A 26,065-nucleotide genomic window follows, 5' to 3' on the forward strand; every position below is an offset into this window, starting at 1 on the left:
CACCCCGGTCGCCATGGAGGAGAAGCTGCGCTTCGCCATCCGCGAGGGCGGCCGCACCGTCGGTGCCGGCGTCGTCGCCGCCATCAACGACTGAGCCTCCTGGGCGGGCGCAGCGCGTCGCTGATACGCTCGCCTAGCGAGATCCAGAAAGGGGCCGGCTTTTGCCGGCCCCTTTCGCGTTTCGCGGAAACTTCCCACACTCTCCCGCGAAATGCGCGTCGATCGCGCTTGCATCCTGAGCCGCCTTGCGGCAATGACAGGCCGCGCGCCGGAAGGCGCCGCCTAGGAGTGTAGCTCAACTGGTCAGAGCGCCGGTCTCCAAAACCGGAGGTTGCGGGTTCGAGTCCCTCCACTCCTGCCATCCCATCCTGTCCTGCTCTTCGCGATTTCGGGCCCTGTCGACAAGGCGCGCGACTTGCGCTAGAGCGGGCGCACTCCGAGATCCCTGTTGACCGTCGGTGCGGGCTGGGCAGAAGCCCCGGGCACCTGATGGCTCGTTCCCGGAGGCGGTGTCCGGGCCGGCTCGACCACCGACGTTTGAGAACAGATAGTCTCTGAAAGAGCACGAAGCCCCGGCGCCATGGCATCGAACGAAGCGACCAAGAAGGTGGATCAGGCCCGCGGCACCCCGCGCGGTACCGCCGTGCCGACGCCGCCCCGCCAGGTCCCGCCGCAGCGGCCCGCGCAGAAGCGCGTGGGCCCGGTCGAGTTCCTGTCCCAGGTGCGCGACGAGGGCCGCAAGGTCACTTGGCCGACGCGCCGGGAGACCACGGTCACCACGATCATGGTCTTCGTGATGGTGGTCCTGGCGAGCGTGTTCTTCACCGCGGTGGACCAGGCGATGCGCTACGCCGTCGGCCTGATCCTCGGCCTTTGAGTTTCAGCGCGGGGCCTTGATACCCCGCCGTCCGGAGTTGAACCGAACCGTGTCGAAGCGCTGGTACATCGTCCACGCCTACTCGAACTTCGAGAACAAGGTCGCTCAATCCATCAAGGATCAGGCGGCCCAGCGCGGGCTGACCGACCTCTTCGACGAAGTGATGGTACCGACCGAAAAGGTGACCGAGGTGCGCCGCGGTCGGAAGGTTGACGCGGAGCGCAAGTTTTTTCCCGGCTACGTGCTGGTGAAGTGCGATCTCACCGACGAGGTCTACCACCTCATCAAGAACACGCCCAAGGTCACGGGCTTCCTTGGCGCTGACAAGTCGAAGCCGGTTCCGATCCCGGATGCTGAGGCAGAACGCATCAAGGGTCAGGTCGCCGAGGGCGTCGATCGTCCGAAGCCGTCAATCTCCTTCGAGGTCGGTGAGACGGTGCGCGTATCGGACGGACCCTTTGCGAGCTTCAACGGCACCGTCGAGGAAGTCGACGAGAGCCGCTCCCGTCTCAAAGTGGCAGTGTCGATCTTCGGCCGCGCCACGCCGGTCGAGCTTGAATACGCCCAGGTCGAGAAGGCCTGAACGAATTTCTCGCTTTCGCGGCCTCTCCACTCAGGGTAGGCCGCTCTCCTTCCGGTAGGGCCTCGAGCCCCGCCGTGAAAGCCGTCGCCGGCCCTGTTCGGCGGCACCACCATACGCGGGAGGCCCGCCCGGTTCGCCGCCGGGAGCATCGGTCCGCACCGCGACCTGCAACCGCCCGTCCGACCGTGCCTAGGCAGCGCGGCGACGCGCATTTCTTGGGAGCAGTCCCATGGCGAAGAAGATCACGGGCTACGTGAAGCTTCAGGTCCCGGCCGGCGCCGCAAATCCGTCGCCGCCGATCGGCCCCGCGCTCGGTCAGCGCGGCCTCAACATCATGGAATTCTGCAAGGCCTTCAACGCGAAGACCGCGCAGATGGAGAAGGGCACCCCGATTCCGGTGATCATCACCGCGTATCAGGACCGCTCCTTCACCTTCGAGATGAAGCAGCCCCCGGTCACCTTCTTCCTCAAGAAGGCAGTGGGCCTGAAGCTCGGCAAGAAGCCGGCCTCCGGCTCCAAGACCCCGGGCAAGGGCCCCACTGTCGGGAAGATCACCGAGGCGCAGCTTCGCGAGATCGCCGAGAAGAAGATGCCCGACCTGAACTGCGACTCGGTCGAATCGGCCGTCGCGATGATCCGTGGCTCCGCGCGAGCCATGGGCCTCGAAGTCGTCGCGTAAGGAGGGCAGCATGGCTAAGGAAGGCAAGCGCATCCGCGCCGCCCGCGAGGGCATCGATCCGACCAAGCTCTACGGCTTGTCCGAGGCGATCTCGATGGTGAAGGCCAAGGCCAACGCCAAGTTCGACGAGACCGTTGAGATCTCCATGAATCTCGGCGTCGATCCCCGCCATGCCGACCAGATGGTCCGTGGCGTCTGCAACCTGCCGAACGGCTCGGGCCGCACGGTCCGCGTGGCGGTTTTCGCCCGTGGCGCCAAGGCGGACGACGCCAAGGCGGCGGGTGCCGACATCGTGGGCGCCGAGGATCTTCTCGAGATCGTTCAGGGCGGCAAGATCGAGTTCGATCGCTGCATCGCGACCCCGGACATGATGCCGCTCGTCGGTCGTCTCGGTAAGGTGCTGGGCCCGCGCGGCCTGATGCCGAACCCGAAGGTCGGAACCGTCACCATGGACGTGAAGGGCGCCGTCGGAGCCGCCAAGGGCGGCGCCGTCGAGTTCCGCGTCGAGAAAGCCGGCATCGTCCATGCCGGCATCGGCAAGGTCTCCTTCGATGAGCAGAAGCTCATTGAGAACATCAAGGCCTTTGCGGACGCCGTCGCCAAGGCGAAGCCTGCCGGTGCGAAAGGCACCTATATCCAGCGCATCGCCGTCACTTCGACGATGGGCCCGGGCGTGAAGGTCGAGCCGAGCACGGTCCTCACCGCCTGAGGCACGCGTAGACCGAAATTGAGGAAGCCCGGCCGGCGACGGCCGGGCTTTTTTTCGTGTGCGGCTTCTCACACGGAACTTCACGCCGAGGGGGCGCCATTCCCTCCGCCTGTGCTAGATAGCGCCCTATGAGATGCACCCTGCCGGTCTCCTCCACCCGACGCATCCTATGCGTCTTTCCCGCCTACACGCCGTCCTTCGGCACCTTTTCTCACGCCTACCCTCTGATGGGAGGTGTCAAGGCCTTCATGCCACCCCAGGGCCTGCTGCTCATTGCGGCTTACCTGCCGGAAGGTTGGGAGTGCCGCTTCATCGATGAGAATATCCGCCGCGCGAGCGCGGACGACTTTGCCTGGGCGGACGCTGTCTTCGTCTCGGGCATGCACATCCAAGAGCCGCAGATCCACGAGATCCGCGATCGGGCGAAGGCGGCCGGCAAGGTTACGGTGCTCGGCGGCCCCTCCGTGTCGGGAGCGCCGGAGAAATACGTCGATTTCGACTATCTCCATATCGGTGAGATCGGGGACGCGACCGATCGCTTGGTCGAGATCCTCGACGCCGGTCTGGATGCCCCGCCCGCACAGGTCGTGCTCGAGACGAAGGAACGGCTCGCCCTCTCCGACTTCCCAGCGCCAGCCTACGACCGTGTGCCCTTGAAGCGCTACCTGATCGGCTCGCTGCAGTTCTCTTCGGGCTGTCCGTATCGCTGCGAATTCTGCGACATTCCGCAGCTTTACGGCCGCCAGCCGCGCTTGAAGAGCCCGGAACAGATGTGCGCCGAACTCGATCGCATCATCAGCCAGCCCGGCCACCCGGCGGTTGTCTATTTCGTCGATGACAATTTCATCGGCAACCGCAGGGCGACGCGAGAGATGCTGCCGCATCTCGTGGAATGGCAGAAGCGGAACAACTATCCGCTGCAGTTTGCCTGCGAGGCGACGCTCAACATGGCCAAGCAGCCCGAGATCCTCGAGCTGATGCGCCAGGCAAATTTCATGACGGTCTTCGTCGGGATCGAGACGCCCGAAGCCGACGCTCTCAAGAGCATCGACAAGACCCACAACGCCGCCGTGCCGATGTACGAGGCGATCGAGACGCTCAATTCCTACGGCCTTGAGGTCACCTCCGGCATCATCCTGGGCCTTGACACGGATACCGATCGTTCCGAGCAAAACCTGATCGACTTCATCGACCGATCGGCGATTCCTGTCCTGACGATCAATCTCCTCCAGGCCCTGCCGAAGACACCTCTCTGGGACAGGTTGGAGCGGGAAGGACGTCTCGTCCACGACGCGAGCCTCGAGTCGAACGTGTTGTTCAAGCGCCCCCACGATACCGTGGTGGGAAGCTGGCGCCGGGCGATCAGCCACGCCTATGCCCCGGAGAAGATCTTCGAACGTTTCAAGCACCAGTGCGACGTGACTTATCCGAACCGAATCGTCACGCCGACCGCGGGCAAGCTCACAGCCACCAATCTCCGCCGCGGCCTGATTCTCGGGTTCAATATCATCACCCGGGTCGGATTGTTCTCGGATTACCGCCGGGCGTTTTGGAGCGCGGCGGGCTATGCGCTGAGGCGCGGCCAGATCGAAGCGGTCTTCAACATGGGCTTCGTCGCCCATCACCTGATCCGGTTCACGCGCGAGGCGCTCCGCGGCGAGCACAATGCCTCGTTCTACGCCGCGAAGGCTGCTGAGACGAAGGCCGCGCAGGAGCGAGGCTGGTGGGAGAACGCGCGCCGCAAGCTCGTGCCGGAGCGGGAGGCCGCTTGAGCGGGGGTACCGCAGGACTCTTGCCTGCGGCAGAAAAGTCGCGCTTTAGCCCTTGGCAGGCGGCTCACCAGCCTCTATACAGCGCCACGCGATCATAGGATCCTCGGAGCGGAGCCGTAAGGTTTCGCCTCGAAAGACGATCCGCCTAGGTGACTGGGCGGTTTTGGCCGGAAGGCGACGATGGGCGAGAAAGCCTGGCGGCGCCGTGTCCGGCCATGTCCTGTCCGAGACTGCAGGTGCCGGCCCGCCGGCTTAATCCCCCAGCCTGCACAGACGGGGAAGACCGAATTTCAGAACCCTCTTCAGGGCCGGCAGGCCGCGGAGAGGTATCGGTTTGAACCATCTCACCCGAAGGCCCTTACGAGGTTCTCCGGGGACAGGGCCGTGAGACGTCGCATGAGGACGTTCCCGGTCTTACCCAAGGCCGAGTCCGTTCCCGGCGGCATGTGCAACCGGCGGACCCGCAACGGGTTCCGCCAACCGGAGAGAGCCCAGTGGACCGGACAGCAAAAGCTGATCTTGTCTCGACGCTCAACGGCGTGTTCTCGAACAGCGCCGTCGTCGTCGTGGCCCACTACAAGGGCCTCACGGTGGCCGACATGCAGAAGCTGCGCGCGCAGATGAAGCAGGCCGGCGCCACCGTGAAGGTCGCCAAGAACAGCCTTGCCAGCATCGCTCTCGATGGCACGGACGTCGCCTCCATCAAGCCCCTCCTGAAGGGCCCGACCCTCCTCGCCTATTCGGGCGATCCGGTCGCGGCCGCCAAGGTTGCGGTGGATTTCGCCAAGGCCAACGACAAGCTCGTGATCCTCGGCGGCGCCATGGGGAAGACCGCCCTGAACCCGGACGGCGTGAAGGCGCTCGCCTCGCTCCCGTCCCTCGACGAACTGCGTGCCAAGATCGTGGGCCTCATCCAGGCTCCCGCGACCAAGGTCGCCCAGGTCGTCAACGCGCCGGCAGCCAAGCTCGCCCGCGTGTTCGGGGCCTATGCCAAGAAGGACGAGGCGGCCTAAGGTCGTTCGCCCCTTTAAAACCCTTCCGTTCAAACCGATATCAAGGACAGTGAATCATGGCTGATCTCGCCAAGCTCGTCGATGACCTCTCGTCGCTGACCGTTCTCGAGGCCGCCGACCTCGCCAAGATGCTCGAAGAGAAGTGGGGCGTCTCCGCCGCCGCTGCCGTCGCCGTGGCTGCCGGCCCCGCGGCCGGTGGTGGCGCCGCTGCCGCCGCCGAGGAGCAGACCGAGTTCACGGTCGTGCTCGCTTCGGCCGGCGACAAGAAGATCGAGGTCATCAAGGAGGTCCGCGCGATCACCGGCCTCGGCCTCAAGGAGGCCAAGGACCTCGTTGAAGGCGCTCCGAAGCCCGTCAAGGAGGCCGTCGCCAAGGACGAGGCTGAGAAGCTCAAGGCCCAGCTCGAGAAGGCCGGCGCCAAGGTCGAGCTCAAGTAACGCCCCGATGGGCCGTCTTCGGCCCATCGTTCCACGGCGGATCGCAAAGAACCGACCGTGACCGCAGCCCGCGGGTGTTCGCACCCGCGGGCTAAGGTCGCTTCAGAGGCGGCCGGTGGTCCCTGAAACGGGCCCGACGGAATTTCGAGACGGGTGGCGCGGTCCGGCGGGGCGCGCGCCACGCGCCCGGTGCGGGAGCTGCGCTTCCCCGGGCAACCAGGACGCGGGTAGGAGCGAGGTCACATGGCCAACACGCTGGTCGGTCGCAAGCGCATTCGGAAGTTCTTCGGCAAGATCAAGGAAGTCGCCGAGATGCCGAACCTCATTGAGGTTCAGAAGGCGTCCTACGACCAGTTCCTGATGGTGGACGAGCCCGAGGGCGGCCGGGCCGACGAGGGCCTGCAGAGCGTATTCAAGTCCGTGTTCCCGATCTCGGACTTCGCCTCGACCGCATTGCTCGAGTTCGTGCGCTACACCTTTGAGCCGCCCAAATACGACGTGGACGAGTGCCGCCAGCGCGGCATCACCTTCGCCGCCCCGCTCAAGGTGACGCTGCGCCTGATCGTGTTCGATGTCGATCCGGACACCCAGGCGAAGTCGGTCAAGGACATCAAGGAGCAGGACGTCTACATGGGCGACATGCCCCTGATGACGGAAAACGGCACCTTCATCGTCAACGGCACCGAGCGCGTCATCGTCTCACAGATGCACCGTTCGCCGGGCGTGTTCTTCGACCACGACAAGGGCAAGACGCACTCGTCGGGCAAGCTGCTCTTCGCCGCGCGCATCATCCCCTATCGCGGCTCCTGGCTCGACGTCGAATTCGACGCCAAGGACATCGTGCACGTCCGCATCGACCGCAAGCGCAAGCTGCCGGTGACCGCGCTGCTTTTCGCGCTCGGGCTCGATGGCGAGGAGATCCTCTCGACCTTCTACAACCGCGTGGTCTACGACCGCGATGGTGCCGACTGGCGCGTGCCCTTCGATGCCGAGCGGCTGAAGGGCTTCAAGGCGACCGTCGATCTGGTCGATGCCGATTCCGGGGAGGTCGTGCTCGAGGCGGGCAAGAAACTCAACGCCCGCAACGCGCGTCTTATTGCCGAGAAGGGCACGAAGTTCCTAAAGGCAACGGATGAGGATCTGGTCGGCCAGTACGTGGCCGAGGATCTCGTCAATATGCAGACCGGCGAGATCTGGGCCGAGGCTGGTGAGGAGATCACCGACAAGCTGCTGAAGGCGCTGGACGATGTCGGCGTCACCGAGCTGCCGGTGCTCGATATCGACCACGTCAATGTCGGCCCCTACATCCGCAACACGCTGGCTGTCGACAAGAACTCGGCCCGCGAGGGTGCGCTGTTCGACATTTACCGCGTCATGCGCCCGGGCGAGCCGCCGACGCTCGAGACCGCGGAGGCAATGTTCCACTCGCTATTCTTCGATGCCGAGCGGTACGATCTCTCGGCCGTCGGACGCGTGAAGATGAACATGCGCCTCGATCTCGACGCGGCCGACACCGTTCGCACGCTCCGCAAGGAGGACATGCTGGCGGTGGTCAAGGCGCTGGTGGAGCTGCGCGACGGCAAGGGCGAGGTCGACGACATCGACCACCTCGGCAACCGCCGCGTCCGCTCGGTCGGCGAGCTGATGGAGAACCAGTACCGGCTCGGCCTGCTCCGCATGGAGCGCGCCATCCGCGAGCGCATGAGCCAGGTCGATATCGACACGGTGATGCCGCAGGACCTGATCAACGCGAAGCCCGCGGCGGCCGCGGTGCGCGAGTTCTTCGGCTCGTCGCAGCTCTCGCAGTTCATGGATCAGACCAACCCGCTCTCCGAGGTAACGCACAAGCGCCGCCTCTCGGCACTCGGCCCGGGCGGCCTGACCCGCGAGCGCGCAGGCTTCGAGGTGCGCGACGTGCACCCGACCCATTACGGCCGGATCTGTCCGATCGAAACGCCTGAGGGCCCGAACATCGGCCTGATCAACTCGCTCGCGACCTTCGCGCGGGTGAACAAGTACGGCTTCATCGAGACCCCGTTCCGCCGTGTGCGCGATGGCGTAGTCACCGACGAGGTCGCCTATCTCTCGGCCATGGAGGAGGCGAAGTACTACGTCGCGCAGGCAAACGCTGCGATGGACGAGAGCCGGAAGCTGACGGAAGACCTCGTCGTCTGCCGCCGCGCCGGCGAGGTCATCGTCGTTGGTCCCGAGCGCGTCGATCTCATGGACGTGTCGCCGAAGCAGCTCGTCTCGGTCGCCGCGGCGCTGATCCCGTTCCTTGAGAACGATGACGCCAACCGCGCTCTAATGGGTTCGAACATGCAGCGCCAAGCGGTGCCGCTGGTTCGCGCCGACGCGCCCTTCGTTGGCACCGGCATGGAGGCCGTGGTCGCCCGCGATTCGGGCGCTGCCATCGCTGCCCGCCGCACCGGCATCATCGACCAAGTGGACGCGACCCGTATCGTCATCCGCGCCACCGAGGAGGCCGACGCCAACAAGCCGGGCGTCGACATCTACCGCCTGCAGAAGTTCCAGCGCTCCAACCAGTCGACCTGCATCACGCAGAAGCCGCTGGTCCGCGTCGGCGAGTTCGTGAAGAAGGGTGAGATCATCGCCGACGGTCCCTCGACCGAGTTCGGCGAGCTCGCGCTCGGCCGCAACGTGCTCGTCGCGTTCATGCCGTGGAACGGCTACAACTTCGAGGACTCGATCCTGCTCTCCGAGCGGATCGTGAAGGATGACGTGTTCACCTCGATCCACATCGAGGAATTCGAGGTGATGGCCCGCGACACCAAGCTCGGGCCGGAGGAGATCACCCGCGACATCCCGAACGTCTCCGAGGAGGCGCTCAAGAACCTCGACGAGGCGGGCATCGTCTATATCGGTGCCGAGGTCCACGCCGGCGACATCCTCGTCGGCAAGATCACGCCGAAGGGCGAGAGCCCGATGACGCCGGAGGAGAAGCTGCTTCGCGCCATCTTCGGCGAGAAGGCCTCGGACGTTCGCGACACCTCCCTGCGCGTGCCGCCGGGCGTCACCGGCACCATCGTCGAGGTGCGGGTGTTCAACCGGCACGGCGTCGACAAGGATGAGCGCGCACAGGCCATCGAACGCGAAGAGATCGAGCGCCTGGCCAAGGACCGCGACGACGAGCAGGCGATCCTCGACCGCAACACCTATGCCCGTCTCGCGGACGTGCTCATCGGGCAGTCGCCGATCGCCGGTCCGAAGGGCTTCCGCAAGGACACGACGCTTACCCGCGAGCTCATCAACGAGTACCCGCGCTCGCAATGGTGGCAGTTCGCCGTCGTCGATGACCGTCTCATGACTGAGATGGAGGCGATGCAGAAGCAATACGACGAGTCGAAGAAGCGCCTCGAACAGCGCTTCCTCGACAAGGTCGAGAAGCTGCAGCGCGGCGACGAGCTTCCGCCCGGCGTTATGAAGATGGTCAAGGTCTTCGTGGCGGTGAAGCGCAAGATCCAGCCCGGCGACAAGATGGCTGGCCGCCACGGCAACAAGGGTGTCGTGTCGCGCATCGTGCCGATCGAGGACATGCCCTTCCTGGAGGACGGCACGCACGCCGACATCGTGCTCAACCCGCTCGGCGTGCCGAGCCGCATGAATGTCGGCCAGATCCTCGAGACGCATCTCGGCTGGGCGGCTGCGGGCCTGGGTCGCAAGGTGTCCAAGGCCGTCGATGCCTATCTGAAGAGCCAGGACATCGCCCCGCTGCGCGAGGAGATGCAGGCGATCTACGCGCCCGCCGAGCTTGAGGGGCTGTCGGACGAGGAACTGGCTCAGGTCGGCAACAACCTGCGCCGCGGCGTTCCGGTGGCCACCCCGGTATTCAACGGCGCCAAGGAGGCGGACATCGAGGCGATGCTGGAGATGGCCGGGCTCGACCGTTCGGGTCAGTCGACCCTCTACGACGGGCGCACCGGCGAGCCTTTCGACCGTAAGGTGACGATGGGCTACATCTACATGCTGAAGCTCCACCACCTCGTGGACGACAAGATCCACGCGCGCTCGATCGGCCCGTACTCGCTCGTCACCCAGCAGCCTCTGGGCGGCAAGGCGCAGTTCGGCGGCCAGCGCTTCGGCGAGATGGAGGTCTGGGCGCTGGAGGCCTACGGCGCGGCCTACACGCTGCAGGAGATGCTCACGGTGAAGTCGGACGACGTGGCCGGCCGCACCAAGGTCTACGAAGCGATCGTCCGCGGCGACGACACCTTCGAGGCTGGCATCCCCGAGAGCTTCAACGTGCTCGTGAAGGAGATGCGCTCGCTCGGCCTCAACGTCGAGCTGACGAACTCCAAGCAGGGCGCGGCCAACGATCAGCTGGAGCCGCCGGCCAACGCGGCCGAGTAGTCTCGAAACGACACCTCCCGTGCCGGCGTGGTCCGCCGGCACGATCCGAGCGGGGAGGGGCGGGGCCTCCAGAACGGCGGACGGCGGCAGGGTGGCGCCGGGCGCTTCAGTTTTTTCCAGACGCGGCGGCGCATGGCGCGGCGCAGCCCGTCAGCAAGGAGCGGATCATGAACCAAGAGGTCATGAACCTTTTCAACCAGCAGGCCCAGCCTCAGAGCTTCGACCAGATCAAGATCTCGATCTCGTCGCCCGAGAAAATCCTGTCCTGGTCCTACGGCGAGATCAAGAAGCCCGAGACGATCAACTACCGGACATTCAAGCCTGAGCGCGACGGCCTGTTCTGCGCGCGCATTTTTGGACCCATCAAGGACTACGAGTGCTTGTGCGGCAAGTACAAGCGCATGAAGTACAAGGGCGTCATCTGTGAGAAGTGCGGCGTCGAGGTCACACTCGCGCGCGTCCGGCGCGACCGCATGGGCCATATCGAGCTCGCGGCGCCCGTCGCCCATATCTGGTTCTTGAAGTCGCTGCCGAGCCGGATTGGCCTGTTGCTCGATATGGCGCTCAAGGACTTGGAGCGCATTCTCTACTTCGAATCCTACTGCGTCATCGAGCCCGGCCTAACGCCTTTGAAGGAGCGTCAGCTTCTCTCGGAGGAGGAGTATCTGCGGGCGCAGGAGGAGTATGGCGAGGATTCCTTCACCGCGATGATCGGCGCCGAGGCCATCCGGCGCATCCTGCAGGAACTCGATCTCGACAAGATCGCGAACGACCTGCGTGAGGAGATCGCGGTCACCACCTCGGAGCTGAAGCCGAAGAAGCTCCTGAAGCGTCTCAAGATCATCGAGGCGTTCCAGCTGTCCGGCAACCGTCCCGAGTGGATGATCCTGACTGTCGTGCCCGTGATCCCGCCGGACCTGCGCCCGCTGGTCCCGCTGGATGGCGGCCGCTTCGCCACATCGGATCTCAACGATCTCTACCGCCGCGTCATCAACCGCAACAACCGCCTCAAGCGCCTGATCGAGCTTCGCGCCCCGGACATCATCATCCGCAACGAGAAGCGCATGCTTCAGGAGGCGGTCGACGCGCTGTTCGACAACGGACGCCGCGGCCGCGTCATCACGGGCGCCAACAAGCGCCCGCTGAAGTCGCTCGCCGACATGCTGAAGGGCAAGCAGGGCCGCTTCCGCCAGAACCTGCTCGGCAAGCGCGTCGACTACTCGGGCCGCTCGGTCATCGTGGTCGGACCGGAGCTGAAGCTGCACCAGTGCGGCCTGCCGAAGAAGATGGCGCTGGAGCTGTTCAAGCCGTTCATCTACGCGCGGCTGGACGCCAAGGGCTTCTCCGCCACGGTGAAGCAGGCGAAAAAACTCGTCGAGAAGGAGAAGCCGGAAGTCTGGGACATCCTCGATGAGGTGATCCGCGAGCATCCGGTGATGCTGAACCGCGCCCCGACGCTGCACCGCCTCGGCATCCAGGCCTTCGAGCCGAAGCTGATCGAGGGCAAGGCGATCCAGCTCCACCCGCTGGTCTGCGCCGCGTTCAACGCCGACTTCGACGGTGACCAGATGGCCGTGCACGTCCCCCTGAGCCTCGAGGCTCAGCTGGAGGCGCGCGTCCTGATGATGTCGACGAACAACATCCTGCACCCGGCCAACGGCCAGCCGATCATCGTGCCTTCGCAGGACATCGTTCTCGGCCTGTACTACCTCTCGATCGTCGCCGAGGGCGCGGTCGGCGAGTACAAGGCCGACAACAAAGAGAACCCGATGCAGGGCGTCTACGGCGATCTCGGCGAGCTTGAGCACGCCCTGGCCGCCAAGGCCGTCTCGCTGCACTCGAAGATCAAGTGGCGTTGGAAGGGCCTCGGCCCCGACGGCGAGCCGGTGACCCGGATCTACGACACCACGCCGGGCCGCGTGATCCTCTCGGGCGCGCTGCCGCGCCACCGCAAGGTGCCCTTCGACGTCGTCAACAAGCTGATGACCAAGAAGGAAATCTCGGCGATGATCGACACCGTCTACCGCCATTGCGGTCAGAAGGAGTCGGTGATCTTCTGTGACCGCATCATGGGTCTCGGCTTCACCCACGCCTTCCGCGCCGGCATCTCGTTCGGCAAGGACGACATGGTCGTGCCGGACAACAAGTGGTCGATCGTCGACACCACCCGTGCGCTCGTGAAGGACTACGAGCAGCAGTACAACGACGGCCTGATCACGCAGGGCGAGAAGTACAACAAGGTGGTCGATGCCTGGGCGAAGTGCTCCGACAAGCTCGCCCAGGAGATGATGGGCCGCATCTCGGCGGTCCAGAAGGACGAGAACGGCGCCGACAAGCAGGTCAACTCGATCTACATGATGAGCCACTCGGGCGCCCGTGGCTCGCCGGCGCAGATGAAGCAGCTCGCGGCCATGCGCGGCCTCATGGCCAAGCCGTCGGGCGAGATCATCGAGACGCCGATCATCTCGAACTTCAAGGAAGGCCTCGACGTTCTCGAGTACTTCAACTCGACCCACGGCGCCCGGAAGGGTCTGGCGGACACGGCGCTCAAGACCGCCAATTCCGGCTACCTGACCCGTCGTCTGGTCGACGTGGCGCAGGACGCGGTCATCCGCGAGACGGATTGCGGCACCACGAACGGGATCCGCATGCGGGCCATCGTCGATGCCGGCCAGGTGGTCGCGTCGCTGGCGACCCGCATCCTCGGCCGCGCCACGGCGGAGGATCTGGTCGCCCAGGACGGCACGGTCATCGTGGCGACCGGCGAGACCATCGAGGAGAAGCACCTGCCGGCGATCACGGCCGCCGGCATCCAGGAGGTGAAGATCCGCTCCGTGCTCGTCTGCGAGACGAAGAGTGGCGTCTGCGCCACCTGCTACGGGCGCGATCTCGCCCGCGGCACGCCCGTCAACATGGGCGAGGCCGTCGGCGTCATCGCGGCGCAGTCGATCGGCGAGCCGGGCACCCAGCTCACCATGCGCACCTTCCACATCGGCGGCGCGGCCCAGATCGCCGACTCGTCCTTCATCGAGTCGAGCTTCGAGGGCACGATCAGGATCCGCAACCGGGCTCTCGCCAAGAACTCGGACGGCGATCTGGTCGCCACCGGCCGTAACGTGGCGGTCGTGGTGGTCGGCTCCGATGGCGCCGAGCGCGCGGTGCACCGTCTCCAGTACGGCGCGCGCGTGCGCGTCGACGAGGGTGACAAGATCAAGCGCGGGCAGCGGATCGCCGAGTGGGATCCCTACACCCGTCCGATCCTCACCGAGGTCGACGGCATCGTGGCCTATGAGGACCTGTACGACGGGCAGTCGATCACCGAGACGGCCGACGAGTCGACCGGCATCTCGAAGCGCGTCGTCATCGACTGGCGCGGTTCGGCCCGGACCTCCGATCTGAAGCCGGCGATGGTCATCGTCGATCAGGACGGCAAGGCGATCAAGCTGCCGCGCGGCTCGGATGCCCGCTACCTCCTGCCCGTCGATGCCATCATCGGCTTCGATCCGGGTGCCCGGGTGAAGGCCGGCGACATCCTCGCCCGCGTCTCCACCGACTCGGCCAAGACCCGCGACATCACCGGCGGTCTGCCGCGGGTGGCGGAGCTGTTCGAGGCCCGTCGGCCGAAGGATGCGGCGATCATCGCCGAGAAGTCGGGGACGATCGCCTTCGGCCGCGACTACAAGAACAAGCGCCGTCTGACCCTGACGCCGCACGACGGTTCGGAGCCTGTCGAGTACCTGATCCCTAAGGGCAAGCACATTCACTTGCAGGACGGGGACGTGGTCGAGCTCGGCGACTACATCGTCGACGGCAACCCGGCGCCGCACGACATCCTGGCGATCAAGGGCGTGGAGGAGCTTGCCGCCTACCTCGTCAACGAGATCCAGGAGGTCTACCGGCTCCAGGGCGTGTCGATCAACGACAAGCATATCGAGGTGATCGTCCGGCAGATGCTGCAGAAGGTCGAAGTGACCGAGAGCGGCGATTCCGACATCATCCCGGGTGATCAGATCGACCGGACCGAACTGGCCGAGATCAACGAGAAGCTGCTCGCGGAGGGCAAGAAGCCGGTGGTCGGCGTGCCGGTGCTGCTCGGCATCACCAAGGCGTCGCTCCAGACGAAGTCCTTCATCTCGGCGGCCTCGTTCCAGGAGACCACCCGCGTCCTCACCGAGGCGGCGGTCAACGGTAAGGTCGATACGCTGGAAGGCCTCAAGGAGAACGTCATCGTCGGCTCGCTCATTCCGGCGGGCACGGGATCGATGGTGGCCGACATCCGCTCGATCGCGCGCCGCCGCGACGGTCTGATCCTGCAGCAGAAGCAGGCCGAGAGCGGCGCTCAGCCGATCGAGGAGCTTCCGCCCGCGGCGGAGTGATCCTGCCGGGTCGAGGAGAATCGGAGAGGGCGGTCCTTCGGGGCCGCCCTTTTCGTTTGGGCAAGGCCTGTCACGGGCCGCGCCGGAGCGAGGCCCGCACGGCCTCATCGAGCGGGGTTCGCGGTTCGGCTCCGAGCAGTTCGACCAAGCGGCGATTGTCGAAGCGCACGGGGTGACGCCAGTGCGGCTCGATCTCGGCGACTTCGCGCGGGAAGCCTCCGAACGGGGAGAGGCACCGCATCAGCCACCAGGGGAAGCGATGCAGGGGCAACTGCGTGCCCGCTGCCCGCCGGATCGCGGCCGGCAGGGCGCTGCCATCGCTATCCCAGAGGCCTTCGAACTGCACACGCTCGCACGGGCGCAGGCGGTCGCCCAACTCCATCAGTCCGACGACGGCCGTCGCGAAATCAGGCAGGTAGGCCCAACTATGGCCGATCCCGGCGCCGTTGGGATCGACGATGCGGCGGATGCCGCCGCCCGGCCGCACCATGACCTGATGGAACCAGCTCGACCGGGCACCGGGCCCGAAATAATCACCTGCCCGAACGATCAGGCAGGGCACTCCGGTCTCTGCCGCCCCAACGAGCCGCCGCTCCATCTCGGCCCGGACCCGACCCTTGCAGGTCTGAGGTGCCTGCGGGCTGTCCTCATCAAGGACCGGCGTCTGGGTTGGGTCGAAATTGTAGACGGTGCCGGGCAGGACGATCCGGGCGCCGCCGGCCCGCCGGGCGGCGGCGATGCTGTTCTCGACCATCGGCAGGACCAGCCTGTCCCAGTGTCGGTAGCCCGGCGGGTTCACCGCGTGGACCAGGGCCGAGACGCCGTCTGCCGCGCGGATCACCGCGTCGCGCTCCAGGGCGTCTCCCGCGATCCAGTCGATCGGGCCGCGCCCTGCCCAGCGGGCCGAGGCCGTCGCCACGTCCCGCGCCAGGCCGCGGACCCGCCACCCCCGCGCGACGAGGGCCGCTGCCACTACCCCGCCGACGCCGCCCGTGGCGCCGAGAACCAGGGCCGTCTTTCCGTGCATATCCGCTCTCCAAGACGCGATTGCCGGTGCAGCGTGACGGATGGCGAGCTTCGACGGAATTGTCAGGGTAGCTTTAGCCGCTCATCATGTCTTGATGAGTGCAAGCGCGATCGACTGGGAGGACCAGAAGACCTTCCTCGCCGTCCTCGACGGCGGCAGCCTATCCGATGCAGCGCGCCGGCTCGGTCTCGCCCAGCCCACCGTGCGGCGGCGGATCGAGGCTCTCGAACGCGCCCTCGGCACGGCTCTTTTCACCCGATCTCCCAACGGGCTCGCCGCGACCGAGCAGGCCCGCGTGCTGGCAGAATACGTGCGGAGCATGGCACGCGCGTCCGATGCCTTCGTCCGAGCCGCCTCGGATCCGCCGGGGCGGATCGGTGGCACGGTGCGCATCACCGCGTCCGAGTTCGTCGGCATCACCTTGCTGCCGCGGATGCTGGCGCCCTTGCGCCGGGCGCATCCCGACTTGCGCGTCGAGCTCGCGCTCAGCAACGCCGCCGCGGATATGCTCGGACAGGAAGCCGACATCGCCGTGCGCATGTCCCAGCCGTCGCAGGATGCGCTGGTGGCCAAGCGGGTCGGCACGATCCCGCTGTGCTTCTTCGCCCACCGCGGCTACGTCGCCTGGCGAGGATCGCCCGCCGATCTCGCGGCCCTCGCGGCGCACGACTTGATCGGTCCGGACCGCGCTTCGGCCGATCTCGCCCTTCTCGCGTCGCTCGCGCCGACGATGGCACGTGCCGCGGTCGCGATCCGCACCGACAGCCATGTGGCCCAGCACGCGGCCATCCGGGCCGGCCTCGGGATCGGCGTGCTGCAGGAGCCGGTGGGTCGGGCCGATCCGTGCCTCGTGCCGGTCTTGCCAGGCCTCGTCCTGCATCGGCTCGAGACCTGGATCGTGACACACGAGGATCTGCGCGGCACGCCGCGCGTCGCGGTCACGTTCGATCATCTCGTTGCGGCCTTCACGGATTATGCGCGCCACGGGCTGGCCGAATTAGAAGACGCGTGAGCGTGGTCAGTCCACGCTCGCGAGCAGCCCCTTCACCGCCCGGCGCCAGCCGGCGAGCTTCGCGTCTCGGGTTGGGGCGCTCATGCCGACCCGGAACCGGCGCTCCAGGCGCCAGAGATCGGCGAAACGCTCGGGCTCCGGGTAGAGGCCTGCGGAGAGGCCAGCGAGATAGGCCGCGCCGAGCGCCGTAGTTTCCAGGATCCGCGGCCGATCGACAGGAGCGTCGAGAAGGTCGCAGAGACGCTGCATGGTCCAGTCCGAGGCGACCATGCCGCCATCGACGCGAAGCACCGTCCCGGCTTCGGCGCACCAATCCGCCCGCATGGCCTCGAGGAGGTCGACGGTCTGGTAGCAGACGCTCTCGAGCGCGGCCCGGGCGAACTCGGCCGGGCCGCTATTGCGGGTGAGCCCGAACAGGGCGCCGCGCACGTCGGGATTCCAGTGCGGTGCGCCGAGGCCTACGAAGGCGGGAACGAGGTAGAGATCCTGCTCGGGATCGGCCTCCGCCGCCAGAGGGCCCGTCTCGGCCGCATGGCCGATCAGGCCGAGCCCGTCGCGCAGCCACTGTACCACGGCGCCAGCCACGAAGATCGAGCCTTCGAGGGCGTAGGTGCGCTCGCCACCGAGCTGATAGGCGATGGTGGTGAGCAGACGGTTCCGGGACGCGATCGCCTCCGGGCCCGTATTCACCAGCGCGAAGCAGCCGGTGCCGTAGGTGGACTTGATCATGCCCGGCCGAAAGCAGGCCTGTCCCACCATCGCCGCCTGCTGGTCGCCGGCGACGCCGCGGATCGGGATCGGCGCGCCGAACCATTCGGGCAGGGTCTCGCCGAACTCGCCCGCGCAGTCGCGCACCTCGGGCAGCAGGCTCTCGGGAACGCGGAACAGGGCGAGCAGGTCGCGGTCCCAGACGCCGCGATGGATGTCGAAGAGCAGGGTGCGGGACGCGTTGGTCGCGTCGATGGCGTGAACCGCGCCGCCGGTCAGCCGCCAGAGCAGATAGCCATCGACGGTGCCGAAGGCGAGTTCGCCGCGCTCGGCTCGGGCGCGGGCGCCCGGCACGTTGTCGAGGATCCAGGCGATCTTGGTGGCGGAGAAATAGGGGTCGATGAGCAGGCCGGTCCGCTCGGTCACACGCGCCTCGTGCCCCTCCTGCCGCAGCCGGGCGCAGGCGGGGGCCGTGCGCCGGTCCTGCCAGACGATGGCGCGGCCGACCGCCTCGCCGGTCGCCCGATCCCAGACCAGGGTGGTCTCGCGCTGGTTGGTGATGCCGATCCCGGCAATGTCCCGGGCTTCCAGCCCGGCATGGGCCATCGCGGCCCGAGCGGTGGCGAGCGTCGTCGCCCAAAGGTCGTCCGGCTCATGCTCCACCCAGCCCGAGGCCGGGAAGTGCTGGGGAAACTCCTCCTGGGCATGAGCCACGGTCTGGGCCTGCGCGTCGAACACGATCGATCGCGTCGAGGTGGTGCCCTGATCGATGGCGAGGATGAAATGCGGCATCGGTTCGACTCCCCTGTCGCGTCTACGGGGCGGCGTCCTCGCGGATCGCATGCGTCCCAGCCTGTTCCGCACGCGAGGCGGTCATGTAGGCCGCGAGCGCCGCCCTGTCCTCGGCGGTAACGCGCAGGCCGAGCTTCGAACGGCGCCAGAGCACGTCGTCCGGCTCGCGCGCCCATTCCTCCTGCATGAGGTAGCGCAGCTCGGCCTCGGTCAGGTCCGCGCCGAAGGACCGGCCGAGATCCGACAGCGCCACCGCCCCGGCGAGGATCCGCTCCGCCCGGGTTCCGTAGGCCCGGGCGAGGCGGGCCGCGAGCCGCTCCGAAAGCCACGGGCGGGAGGCATGCAGCTGCGCGACGAGGGCATCGTAGCCCCTCGCCGGAAAGTCGCCGCCCGGCAGCGGCGCCGAGGCCGTCCAGCCGCGGTTTCGCCGCAGAGCGGGCAGGTGGGGGCCGAGCTTGGCCAGAGCCGTTTCGGCGAGCCGTCGGTAGGTGGTGATCTTGCCGCCGTAGACGGAGAGACGCGGCGCGGCGGCGGCCGGTGCGTCGAGGGCGAGCACATAGTCGCGGGTCGCGGCCTGCGCCTGCGAGGCGCCGTCGTCGTAGAGCGGGCGCAGGCCCGAATAGGTCCAGACCACGTCCTCGGGGGTCACGGGGCTCCGGAAATAGGCGCTCGCCGCCGCGCAGAGATAGGCGATCTCCTCTGCGCTCGCCTCGACCTGGGCGGGATCGCCGTGAAAATCGCGATCCGTCGTGCCGATCAGGGTGAAGTCGCGCTCATAGGGAATCGCGAAGACGATGCGCCGATCCGGATTCTGGAAGATGTAGGCGCGCTCGTGGGCGAAGAGCCGCTTGGTGACGATGTGGCTGCCCTGGACGAGGCGCACTGCGGGCGCCGTCCCGCCGAACAGGCGTCCGACGCGGGGGCCCGAGGCGTCGACCAGGGCACGAGCCCTGACTTCGCAGGGGCCCTCGGGTCCTGTGACGGTCAGGTGCCAGAGCCCTCCGACACGCTCGGCCCGCTCGACCCGGGTTCGAACCCGGATGTCGGCGCCGCGCTCCGCGGCATCCACCGCATTGAGCACGACCAGCCGGGCATCATCGACCCAGCAATCGGAATAGGCGAAGCCGCGCGTCACGTCAGGGTGCAGGGGCGCACCGGCGGGGTCGCGCCGAAGGTCCAGGCTCTCGGTGCCCGGCAGGTCCGAGCGGCCGCCGAGATGATCGTAGATCAGGAGGCCGAGGCGCAGCAGCCAGGCGGGGCGCATGGCGCTTTGGTAGGGCAGGACGAAGCGCAGCGGCCAGACGATGTGCGGCGCGTTGCGCCAGAGCACCGCGCGCTCGGCGAGAGCCTCCCGGACGAGCCGGAAGGCGTATTGCTCCAGATAGCGCAGCCCCCCGTGGATCAGCTTGGTCGAGGCCGAGGAGGTGCCGGCGGCGAGGTCGGCCCGCTCGAACAGTACGACGCGGGCGCCGCGGCCCGCGGCATCCCGGGCGATCCCGCAACCGTTGACGCCGCCACCGATCACGGCGAGGTCGTAGATCGTCCGAGGCCCGTCCAAGGCGTCCTCTCGTCCTGGTCCCGCCACGATATAGGGCGGGCGTTCGCGATGGACCCCTCTGCTTCGAGGCAGCCTTGCGGCGACTGATGCGCGGACGCAGCAGCCGAACCCAGATCGAGACCGGATCGGCAACAATCAAGCCAAACTCAACATTGGATCCGCGCGAGACCGCGCCGTAACGTCCTCGTCAACAGGCTCGACCGGCGTTGCGTCGGGACAGGGCCGGCACCGCAGATCCAGCGGGAGGAACCGATGCTGAGCGCCGAGACCACAGCGCGCGCCGAGGGCGACGCGCCGCGCACCATCCGCCTTCACGCCGACGATAACGTCGCCATCGTCGTCAACGCCTTCGGCCTGCCGGCCGGGACGGTGTTTCCGGACGGGCTGACGCTCCGCGAATTCGTGCCGCAGGGCCACAAGGTGGCGCTCGCCGACATTCCGGAGGGCGGTCATGTCCGCCGCTACGGCGAGGTGGTCGGGATCGCCCTGCGCTTCATCCCGGAGGGCTCCTGGGTCGAGGAATCCTGCGTCGAGACCCCGATCGCGCCGGCGCTCGACGCCCTGGAGAAGGCCACGCGGGTGCCGGCTGCGCTGCCGCCGCTCGACGGCTACACCTTCGAGGGCTTCCGCAACCCGGATGGCAGCGTCGGCACCAAGAACATCCTGGCGATCTCGACCAGCGTGCAATGCGTGACCGGCACCCTCGACGTGGCCGTCAAGCGCATCCGTGAGGAGCTGCTGCCGCGCTTTCCGAACGTCGACGACGTGATCGGCCTGACCCACGCCTATGGCTGCGGCGTGGCGATCAACGCGCCCGAGGCCGGCATCCCGATCCGGACCCTGCAGAGCCTCGCCAGGAACCCGAATTTCGGCGGCGAGGTGATGGTGGTCGGCCTCGGCTGCGAGAAGCTCGTCTCCGAGCGCCTCGTCCCGGCGGGCAAGGGCGCGGCCGAGGACAGCGTGGTCCGCCTGCAGGACGAGCGCCACGAGGGCTTCGGCAGCATGATCGAGAGCATCATGGCGATGGCCGAGGCACGCCTCGCGGTGCTCGACCAGCGCCGCCGCGAGACCTGCCCGGCCTCCGAGTTGGTGGTCGGGCTGCAATGCGGCGGCAGCGATGCCTTCTCCGGCGTCACCGCCAACCCGTCGCTGGGCTTCGCCGCCGACCTGCTGGTGCGCTGCGGGGCTACCGTCCTGTTCTCCGAGGTGACGGAGGTGCGCGACGCGATCCACCTCCTCACGCCGCGCGCCGCGACGCCCGAGGTGGCCGACGCGCTGATCCGCGAGATGGCCTGGTACGACGCCTACCTCGAGAAGGGCGGCGCGGATCGGCGCGCCAACCCATCGCCCGGCAACAAGAAGGGCGGCCTCAACAACATCGTCGAGAAGGCGCTGGGCTCGGTCGCCAAATCCGGCACCAGCGCCATCGCGGGCGTGCTCAGCCCCGGCGAGCGCGTGCGCGAGAAGGGCCTGATCTTCGCCGCGACCCCAGCGAGCGACTTCGTCTGCGGCACCCTGCAGCTCGCCTCCGGCATCACCGTACAGGTCTTCTCGACCGGCCGCGGCACCCCCTACGGACTGGCCCAGGCGCCCGTGATCAAGGTGGCGACCCGGACGGAACTCAGCCAGCGCTGGTCGGACCTGATCGACCTCGATGCCGGCCGCATCGCGACCGGCCAATCCACGATCGAAGAGATGGGCTGGGAACTGTTCCACCTCATTCTCGACGTGGCGAGCGGGCGCAAGCGGCCCTGGTCGGACCGCTGGGGCCTCTACAACGACCTGACGCTGTTCAATCCGGCGCCGATCACCTGACAGCCGGCCGATCCCGGCCCCATTCATACCGACCCGAGGCCGCGTCACGAAAGCCAGGCGTCGACAGGTCGGCTCCGGACGCGTGAGACCGCCTCTTTCGGAGGCCTAGGCGGAGCGGCTCCGGCGCAGGTCGAGCGCGTCCGCCAACCGGTCGCCCAGCGTGTTCAACGCCACGAGGGTTGCGACGAGAAAGCAGGCCGGAGCCGCCAGCATATGCGGGGCCGATTCGATCGCCCGCGCCCCCTCGGCGACGAGGACGCCCCAACTGGTCTGCGGCTCCTGCACGCCGAGCCCGAGGAAGGACAGGAAGCTCTCCGTCAGGATCACCCGTGGCACGATCAGGGTCGCCGCCACCGCGATCGGTCCGAGGGCATTCGGCAGGATGTGACGGGCTAGTATGGCGCGGGGGCCGAGGCCCAGGGCGCGGGCCGCGCGGACGAAATCGCGTGTGCGCAGGGTCTGCGCTTGGCCGCGCACGATGCGGGCCATGTCGAGCCATTCGACCGCGGCGATGGCGACCAGGATCAGCCCGAGACCGGGCCGGAACACCACCACCAGCACGATCACGAAGAATACGAAGGGCAGGGCGTAGAGGATGTCGACGATCCGCATCATCAGCGCATCGACCACCCCGCCGAGATAGCCTGAGACCGCGCCGTAGAGGACGCCGATGAGGAGCGCGGCGAGCGTCGCCGTCAGACCGATCAGGAGGGAGACGCGGCCCGCAACCAGGCTGCGGGTAAGCAGGTCCCGGCCATGCACGTCGGTGCCGAGGAGGAAGCGGAGGCGCCGCACAGGCGCCTCCACGACGAGGCGCCGGTCGCCCTCGGACGCGTCCACGATGCGGGGCGCACCGACGAGGTCGGAGCGGGGCAGGTAGACGAGGCTGCGTCTGTCCACCCCGCCATCGGCGGCAAGCACGAGGCGGAGGGTGCCATCCGTGACGGCGGCCTCCTCGATGCGGGCGCGCATACGGTACACGATCCGGTCGAGGGCGGCGCGCAGGCGCTCCGGACTCGGCTCTGCCGCGAGCCCCGGAGGCAACTGGCGCAGGTCCGGGTAGCTGCGCTCCGGCGTGTGGCCGGTGAGCCGGGGGCCGGCGAGGCAGGCCAGCGTGATCAGGACGAGCACGCCGAGGGACAGGAGGGCACCGGGATCGCGAAGGAGGCGCCCGAGCGGCCGGTCGCCGATCACCGTCCGAGCCTCAGGCGTGGGTCGGCCCAGGCCGCCATCAGATCGGCGACGAGGTTGAAGGCGACCACGAGGACACCGACGAGCACCACCGTGCCCATGACCAGGGTGTAGTCCCGGTTCAGCGCCCCTTCGACGAAGTAACGTCCGACTCCCGGCAGGCCGAAGATCGTCTCGACCACCACCGAGCCGGTGAGCAGTCCCGCGGCCAAGGGCCCCGCAAGCGCGATGACCGGCAGGAGCGCGCCGCGCAGGGCATGGCGGAGCACGCGGAGCGGCGGGAGGCCGAGGCTGCGCATGGTCCGCACCGGCTGGGCGGAGAGCGCCTCGGCGAGCGAGGCGCGCGTGAGCCGCGCGACCGCGCCGATGTGAGGCAGGGCGAGCGTCGCCACCGGCAGGATCAGATGGGCTGGGCTCCCGCCCTCCCACCCGCTCAGGGGCAGCCAGCGTAGACTGAGACCGAAGGCGATCTGCAGCAGCGGCGCTACGACGAAGCTCGGCACCGACAGGCTGAGAGCAGCCCCGAATCCGATCGCGCGGTCGAGGAAGCTGCCGCGACGCAGGGCCGCGAGGCTGCCGAGCCCGATCCCGAGGCCGAGCGCGAGCGACAGGGCGAGGCCGCCGAGCGTCATCGAGACCGGCAGAGCACGTGCGAGCAGATCGGCGACGGTGAGATCGCGGAATGAAAAGGAGGGACCGAGATCACCGCGCATCAGGGCCGCGAGGTAGCGGCCGAACTGCACGGGCAGCGGCTGGTCGAGGCCGTAGACCCTGCGCAGATTCTCCATCGCGGCCGGCGCAAGCGGACGCTCCAGGTCGAACGGACCGCCGGGCGCGAGCCGTGTCAGCAGGAAGCTCCCTGCCAGCACCACGAACAGGGTCGGAACGGACTGGGCGAGCCGGCGCAGGACGAGGCCGATCATGCCGCGCACGCCGTTACAGCGTGCCCGCCCTGTCGGGAACCGGGACCGATGATGGACGCGACCCGTCCTCTCTGCCGATCGGGACAGGAAATCCGCGATTCGTCCGGAACGCGCTCCACAGACCCGCCGGTCGCCGCACCCTCCGCCATCTCACGCATCGAGCCTCAGGAAGCGGGTCGGCGCGACGTTGCGCAGGTTCGGGTGGAAGCCGTGCAGGCGCGGGCTGATCAGGGCCTTGGACCGGGTGTGCATCACCGGGATCCAGGGCAAGTCTCGCATCAAGATCGCCTCGGCGCGGGCGAGCAGTCCGGCCCGAGCGGCCACGTCGCGCTCGCCAGCCGCCGCGTCGAGCAGCCTGTCGTAATCGGGATTGGCGTAGCGGCCAGGATTCAGGCCGTCATTGCCGGAGCGCAGGAGGAACAGGAAGTTCTGCGGGTCGGCGTAGTCGGCGATCCAGGACATCCGGGCCACGTCGAAGTCGCCGCCGTCGCGCAGATGGGCGAAATGGGTCTTGGCGTCGGTGTAGATGAAGCGGGTCTCGATGCCGAGATCGCGCCACATCTCGGCGATCGCGATCGCCGTGTTGCGGTTGTTGTCGGTCGTGTTGAAGCGGTACTCGACGCGCAGCGGGCGGCCCGGCCCGAAACCGGCCTCTTGGAGCAGCCGGCGCGCCTCCGCCTCGTGGTCGATGGGCAGGCCTGTCCGTCCCGCCGTCTCCGGCGGGTCGCGGTAGTTATCGAGGCCTGGCGGGCAGAGCGAGAAGGCCGGGCTCATCGTGCCGCCCCAGAGCGCCTCGGCGAGATAGGCGCGGTCGATGACCAGGGAGAGGGCGCGGCGCACGCGCAGATCGTCGAAGGGCGCTTTGCGCGTATTGACGGCGAGGGCGTAGAGGCCGAGCGCGGGGCCCAGGACCACCTGATCGCCGAAGCGGCGGCGCAGCGAGGCCATCTGGTCGCCGGGTAGATCCGCGAGCGAATCGAGTTCGCCGGCCGCGAAGCGGCGCACCGCGCCGGCGAGATCCGGCGTCGGGATGAACGCGACCTCCGCGATGCCGATCTCGGCCGCCGCGTAGTGATGCGGATTGCGCGCCAAGGTGATGCGGTCGTTCGGCACCAGGGCGCGCAGGGCATAGGCGCCGTTCGAGATGAGGTTGCCTGGCCGGGTGAAGGCGTCGCCGTAGCGCTCCAGCGAGCGCTGATGCACCGGCAACGCAGTCTGGTGTGTGAGCAGTTCGAGCAGATAGGGCGTCGGCTTGTCGAGGCTGATCACCAGGGTGCGCGGATCGGGCGCGGAGACGCCGAGCGCCTCGGGCGGCGCCTCTCCGCGATTCAGCGCGGCGGCGTTGCGGAGCGGGTAGAGTACCTCGGCGTATTTCGCCGCCGTTTCCGGCTTCAGAATGCGCCGCAAGGCGTAGACGAAGGCGCTGGCCTCCACCGGTTCGCCGTTCGACCAGCGTCCATCGGGCCGCAGGCGGAAGGTGTAGGTGAGGGCGTCCGCCGAGATGGCCCAGGATTCCGCAGCGCCCGGGATGATGGCGCCGCGATTGTCGTAGGTCAGCAGGCCCTCGAACAGGTCGCGCAAGATATGCGCCTCGGCGACCGTCGAGGAGCGGTGCGGATCCAGGGTCTCCGGGTCGGCGTCGTTGCCGCGTCGGTAGAGGGCGGCGCTCGCAGCGCAAGCGGGGAGGGTGGCCGAGGCCGCCGCGCCGAGCAGCCAGTCGCGGCGGCGCAGGCGGATCAGGCCCCGGTCTCCGCGACGAGGCCGGCCGCCTCGATACCTGTGACGGCACAGATCTCATCGTTGTCCGAGGAGTCGCCCGAGATGCCAACCGCACCGAGGAGGCGGCCCTCCCGATTGCGGATCAGCACGCCGCCCGGAACCGGCACGAGTCCGGCGGGGCCGGCGATCTCGGCGACGGCGGTCACGAAATAGGCCTGCGTCTCCGCCCGTGCGTGCAAGGCGCGCGAGCCGAGCCCGAGGGCGAGCGCGCCATTCGCCTTGCCCTGCGCGACCTCGACGCGCCGCAGGGAGGTTCCGTCCTCCGCCTGGACACATTTCAGAGAACCGCGTGCGTCATATGCAACCACGGCGAGTGGCTTCAGTCCACGCGCCCGCGCCGCCTCCAGGGCGGCCGAGACGATGGTCCGGGCGGCTTCGAGCGTCAGGTCGGTCATCGGCTCACGATCCGAGGGGGAAGACGAGGGGGAACGACAATGGCTGCG

Annotated in this window: 19 protein-coding genes and 1 tRNA gene; 13 read left to right on the forward strand and 7 right to left on the reverse strand. The window is 67.8% G+C overall.

All coding sequences use genetic code 11. From position 1 onward, the window contains the following. The 11 genes from MET9862_RS11055 to rpoC form a co-directional block, all read left to right on the forward strand. Window positions 1-94 (forward strand): EF-Tu C-terminal domain-related protein (locus tag MET9862_RS11055; RefSeq protein ID WP_497756007.1); only part of this gene is annotated, 94 nt, incomplete at its 5' end. Window positions 95-284: 190 nt separating this feature from the next. Then, window positions 285-361: transfer RNA gene (locus tag MET9862_RS11060), tRNA-Trp, on the forward strand. A 219-nt stretch (window positions 362-580) separates the two neighbouring features. Beyond that, window positions 581-877: a preprotein translocase subunit SecE gene (gene secE, locus MET9862_RS11065; protein WP_142583012.1), complete on the forward strand. Its 297-nt coding sequence runs from the start codon at window positions 581-583 to the stop codon at window positions 875-877. Window positions 878-926: 49 nt separating this feature from the next. Further along, window positions 927-1,460, forward strand: a complete 534-nt coding sequence (nusG, locus tag MET9862_RS11070) for a transcription termination/antitermination protein NusG (protein WP_142583013.1) — start codon at window positions 927-929, stop codon at window positions 1,458-1,460. A 229-nt stretch (window positions 1,461-1,689) separates the two neighbouring features. Then, window positions 1,690-2,139 (forward strand): 50S ribosomal protein L11, encoded by a 450-nt coding sequence (gene rplK / locus MET9862_RS11075; protein ID WP_142583014.1) that lies wholly within the window; start codon window positions 1,690-1,692, stop codon window positions 2,137-2,139. A 10-nt stretch (window positions 2,140-2,149) separates the two neighbouring features. After that, complete coding sequence (gene rplA / locus MET9862_RS11080; RefSeq protein WP_142583015.1) at window positions 2,150-2,848, forward strand: 50S ribosomal protein L1; 699 nt, start codon at window positions 2,150-2,152, stop codon at window positions 2,846-2,848. Window positions 2,849-2,976: 128 nt separating this feature from the next. Then, window positions 2,977-4,620: a B12-binding domain-containing radical SAM protein gene (locus tag MET9862_RS11085; RefSeq protein ID WP_142583016.1), complete on the forward strand. Its 1,644-nt coding sequence runs from the start codon at window positions 2,977-2,979 to the stop codon at window positions 4,618-4,620. Between the two features lie 494 nt (window positions 4,621-5,114). Further along, window positions 5,115-5,633 carry a 50S ribosomal protein L10 gene (gene rplJ / locus MET9862_RS11090; RefSeq protein WP_142583017.1) on the forward strand — a complete coding sequence of 173 codons (519 nt, stop codon included), beginning with the start codon at window positions 5,115-5,117 and terminating at the stop codon, window positions 5,631-5,633. Window positions 5,634-5,689: 56 nt separating this feature from the next. Further along, a complete protein-coding gene (gene rplL, locus MET9862_RS11095; protein WP_142583018.1) occupies window positions 5,690-6,070 on the forward strand; it encodes a 50S ribosomal protein L7/L12 in 381 nt (126 codons plus the stop codon). Window positions 6,071-6,313: 243 nt separating this feature from the next. Further along, on the forward strand, window positions 6,314-10,441 hold the full coding sequence (rpoB, locus tag MET9862_RS11100) for a DNA-directed RNA polymerase subunit beta (RefSeq protein WP_142583019.1): 4,128 nt from the start codon (window positions 6,314-6,316) through the stop codon (window positions 10,439-10,441). A gap of 167 nt (window positions 10,442-10,608) precedes the next feature. Beyond that, entirely contained in the window at window positions 10,609-14,817 is a 4,209-nt protein-coding gene (rpoC, locus tag MET9862_RS11105; protein WP_142583020.1) for a DNA-directed RNA polymerase subunit beta', read from the forward strand. Window positions 14,818-14,887: 70 nt separating this feature from the next. Here the strand turns inward: rpoC and MET9862_RS11110 are convergent, their stop codons facing one another. Next, window positions 14,888-15,844 (reverse strand): NAD-dependent epimerase/dehydratase family protein, encoded by a 957-nt coding sequence (locus MET9862_RS11110; RefSeq protein WP_142583021.1) that lies wholly within the window; start codon window positions 15,842-15,844, stop codon window positions 14,888-14,890. A gap of 94 nt (window positions 15,845-15,938) precedes the next feature. Between MET9862_RS11110 and MET9862_RS11115 the strand changes: the two genes are divergently transcribed. Further along, window positions 15,939-16,856, forward strand: coding sequence for a LysR family transcriptional regulator (locus MET9862_RS11115; protein WP_142583022.1), 918 nt, complete (start codon window positions 15,939-15,941; stop codon window positions 16,854-16,856). A gap of 6 nt (window positions 16,857-16,862) precedes the next feature. Here MET9862_RS11115 and glpK read toward each other — a convergent pair whose 3' ends face one another. Further along, window positions 16,863-18,356: a glycerol kinase GlpK gene (glpK, locus tag MET9862_RS11120; protein ID WP_142583023.1), complete on the reverse strand. Its 1,494-nt coding sequence runs from the start codon at window positions 18,354-18,356 to the stop codon at window positions 16,863-16,865. Between the two features lie 22 nt (window positions 18,357-18,378). Next, window positions 18,379-19,914 (reverse strand): glycerol-3-phosphate dehydrogenase, encoded by a 1,536-nt coding sequence (glpD, locus tag MET9862_RS11125; RefSeq protein ID WP_142583024.1) that lies wholly within the window; start codon window positions 19,912-19,914, stop codon window positions 18,379-18,381. Window positions 19,915-20,166: 252 nt separating this feature from the next. Here glpD and garD point away from each other — a divergent pair, with 252 nt between their 5' ends. Beyond that, window positions 20,167-21,729, forward strand: coding sequence for a galactarate dehydratase (garD, locus tag MET9862_RS11130; RefSeq protein ID WP_142583025.1), 1,563 nt, complete (start codon window positions 20,167-20,169; stop codon window positions 21,727-21,729). Between the two features lie 105 nt (window positions 21,730-21,834). Here garD and MET9862_RS11135 read toward each other — a convergent pair whose 3' ends face one another. The 4 genes from MET9862_RS11135 to MET9862_RS11150 form a co-directional block, all read right to left on the reverse strand. Then, window positions 21,835-22,923: an ABC transporter permease gene (locus MET9862_RS11135; protein ID WP_244612672.1), complete on the reverse strand. Its 1,089-nt coding sequence runs from the start codon at window positions 22,921-22,923 to the stop codon at window positions 21,835-21,837. Further along, window positions 22,920-23,843, reverse strand: a complete 924-nt coding sequence (locus MET9862_RS11140) for an ABC transporter permease (protein ID WP_142583026.1) — start codon at window positions 23,841-23,843, stop codon at window positions 22,920-22,922. The genes MET9862_RS11135 and MET9862_RS11140 overlap by 4 nt, the downstream gene beginning before the upstream one ends. Before the next feature lie 150 nt (window positions 23,844-23,993). Further along, on the reverse strand, window positions 23,994-25,580 hold the full coding sequence (locus MET9862_RS11145; protein WP_142583027.1) for a peptide ABC transporter substrate-binding protein: 1,587 nt from the start codon (window positions 25,578-25,580) through the stop codon (window positions 23,994-23,996). Next, window positions 25,580-26,017 (reverse strand): GlcG/HbpS family heme-binding protein, encoded by a 438-nt coding sequence (locus tag MET9862_RS11150; protein WP_142583028.1) that lies wholly within the window; start codon window positions 26,015-26,017, stop codon window positions 25,580-25,582. Before MET9862_RS11150 ends, MET9862_RS11145 begins: the two co-directional genes overlap by 1 nt. Between the last annotated feature and the right edge of the window lie 48 nt (window positions 26,018-26,065).

This window comes from Methylobacterium symbioticum (assembly GCF_902141845.1).
In the GTDB taxonomy this organism is placed as follows: domain Bacteria; phylum Pseudomonadota; class Alphaproteobacteria; order Rhizobiales; family Beijerinckiaceae; genus Methylobacterium; species Methylobacterium symbioticum.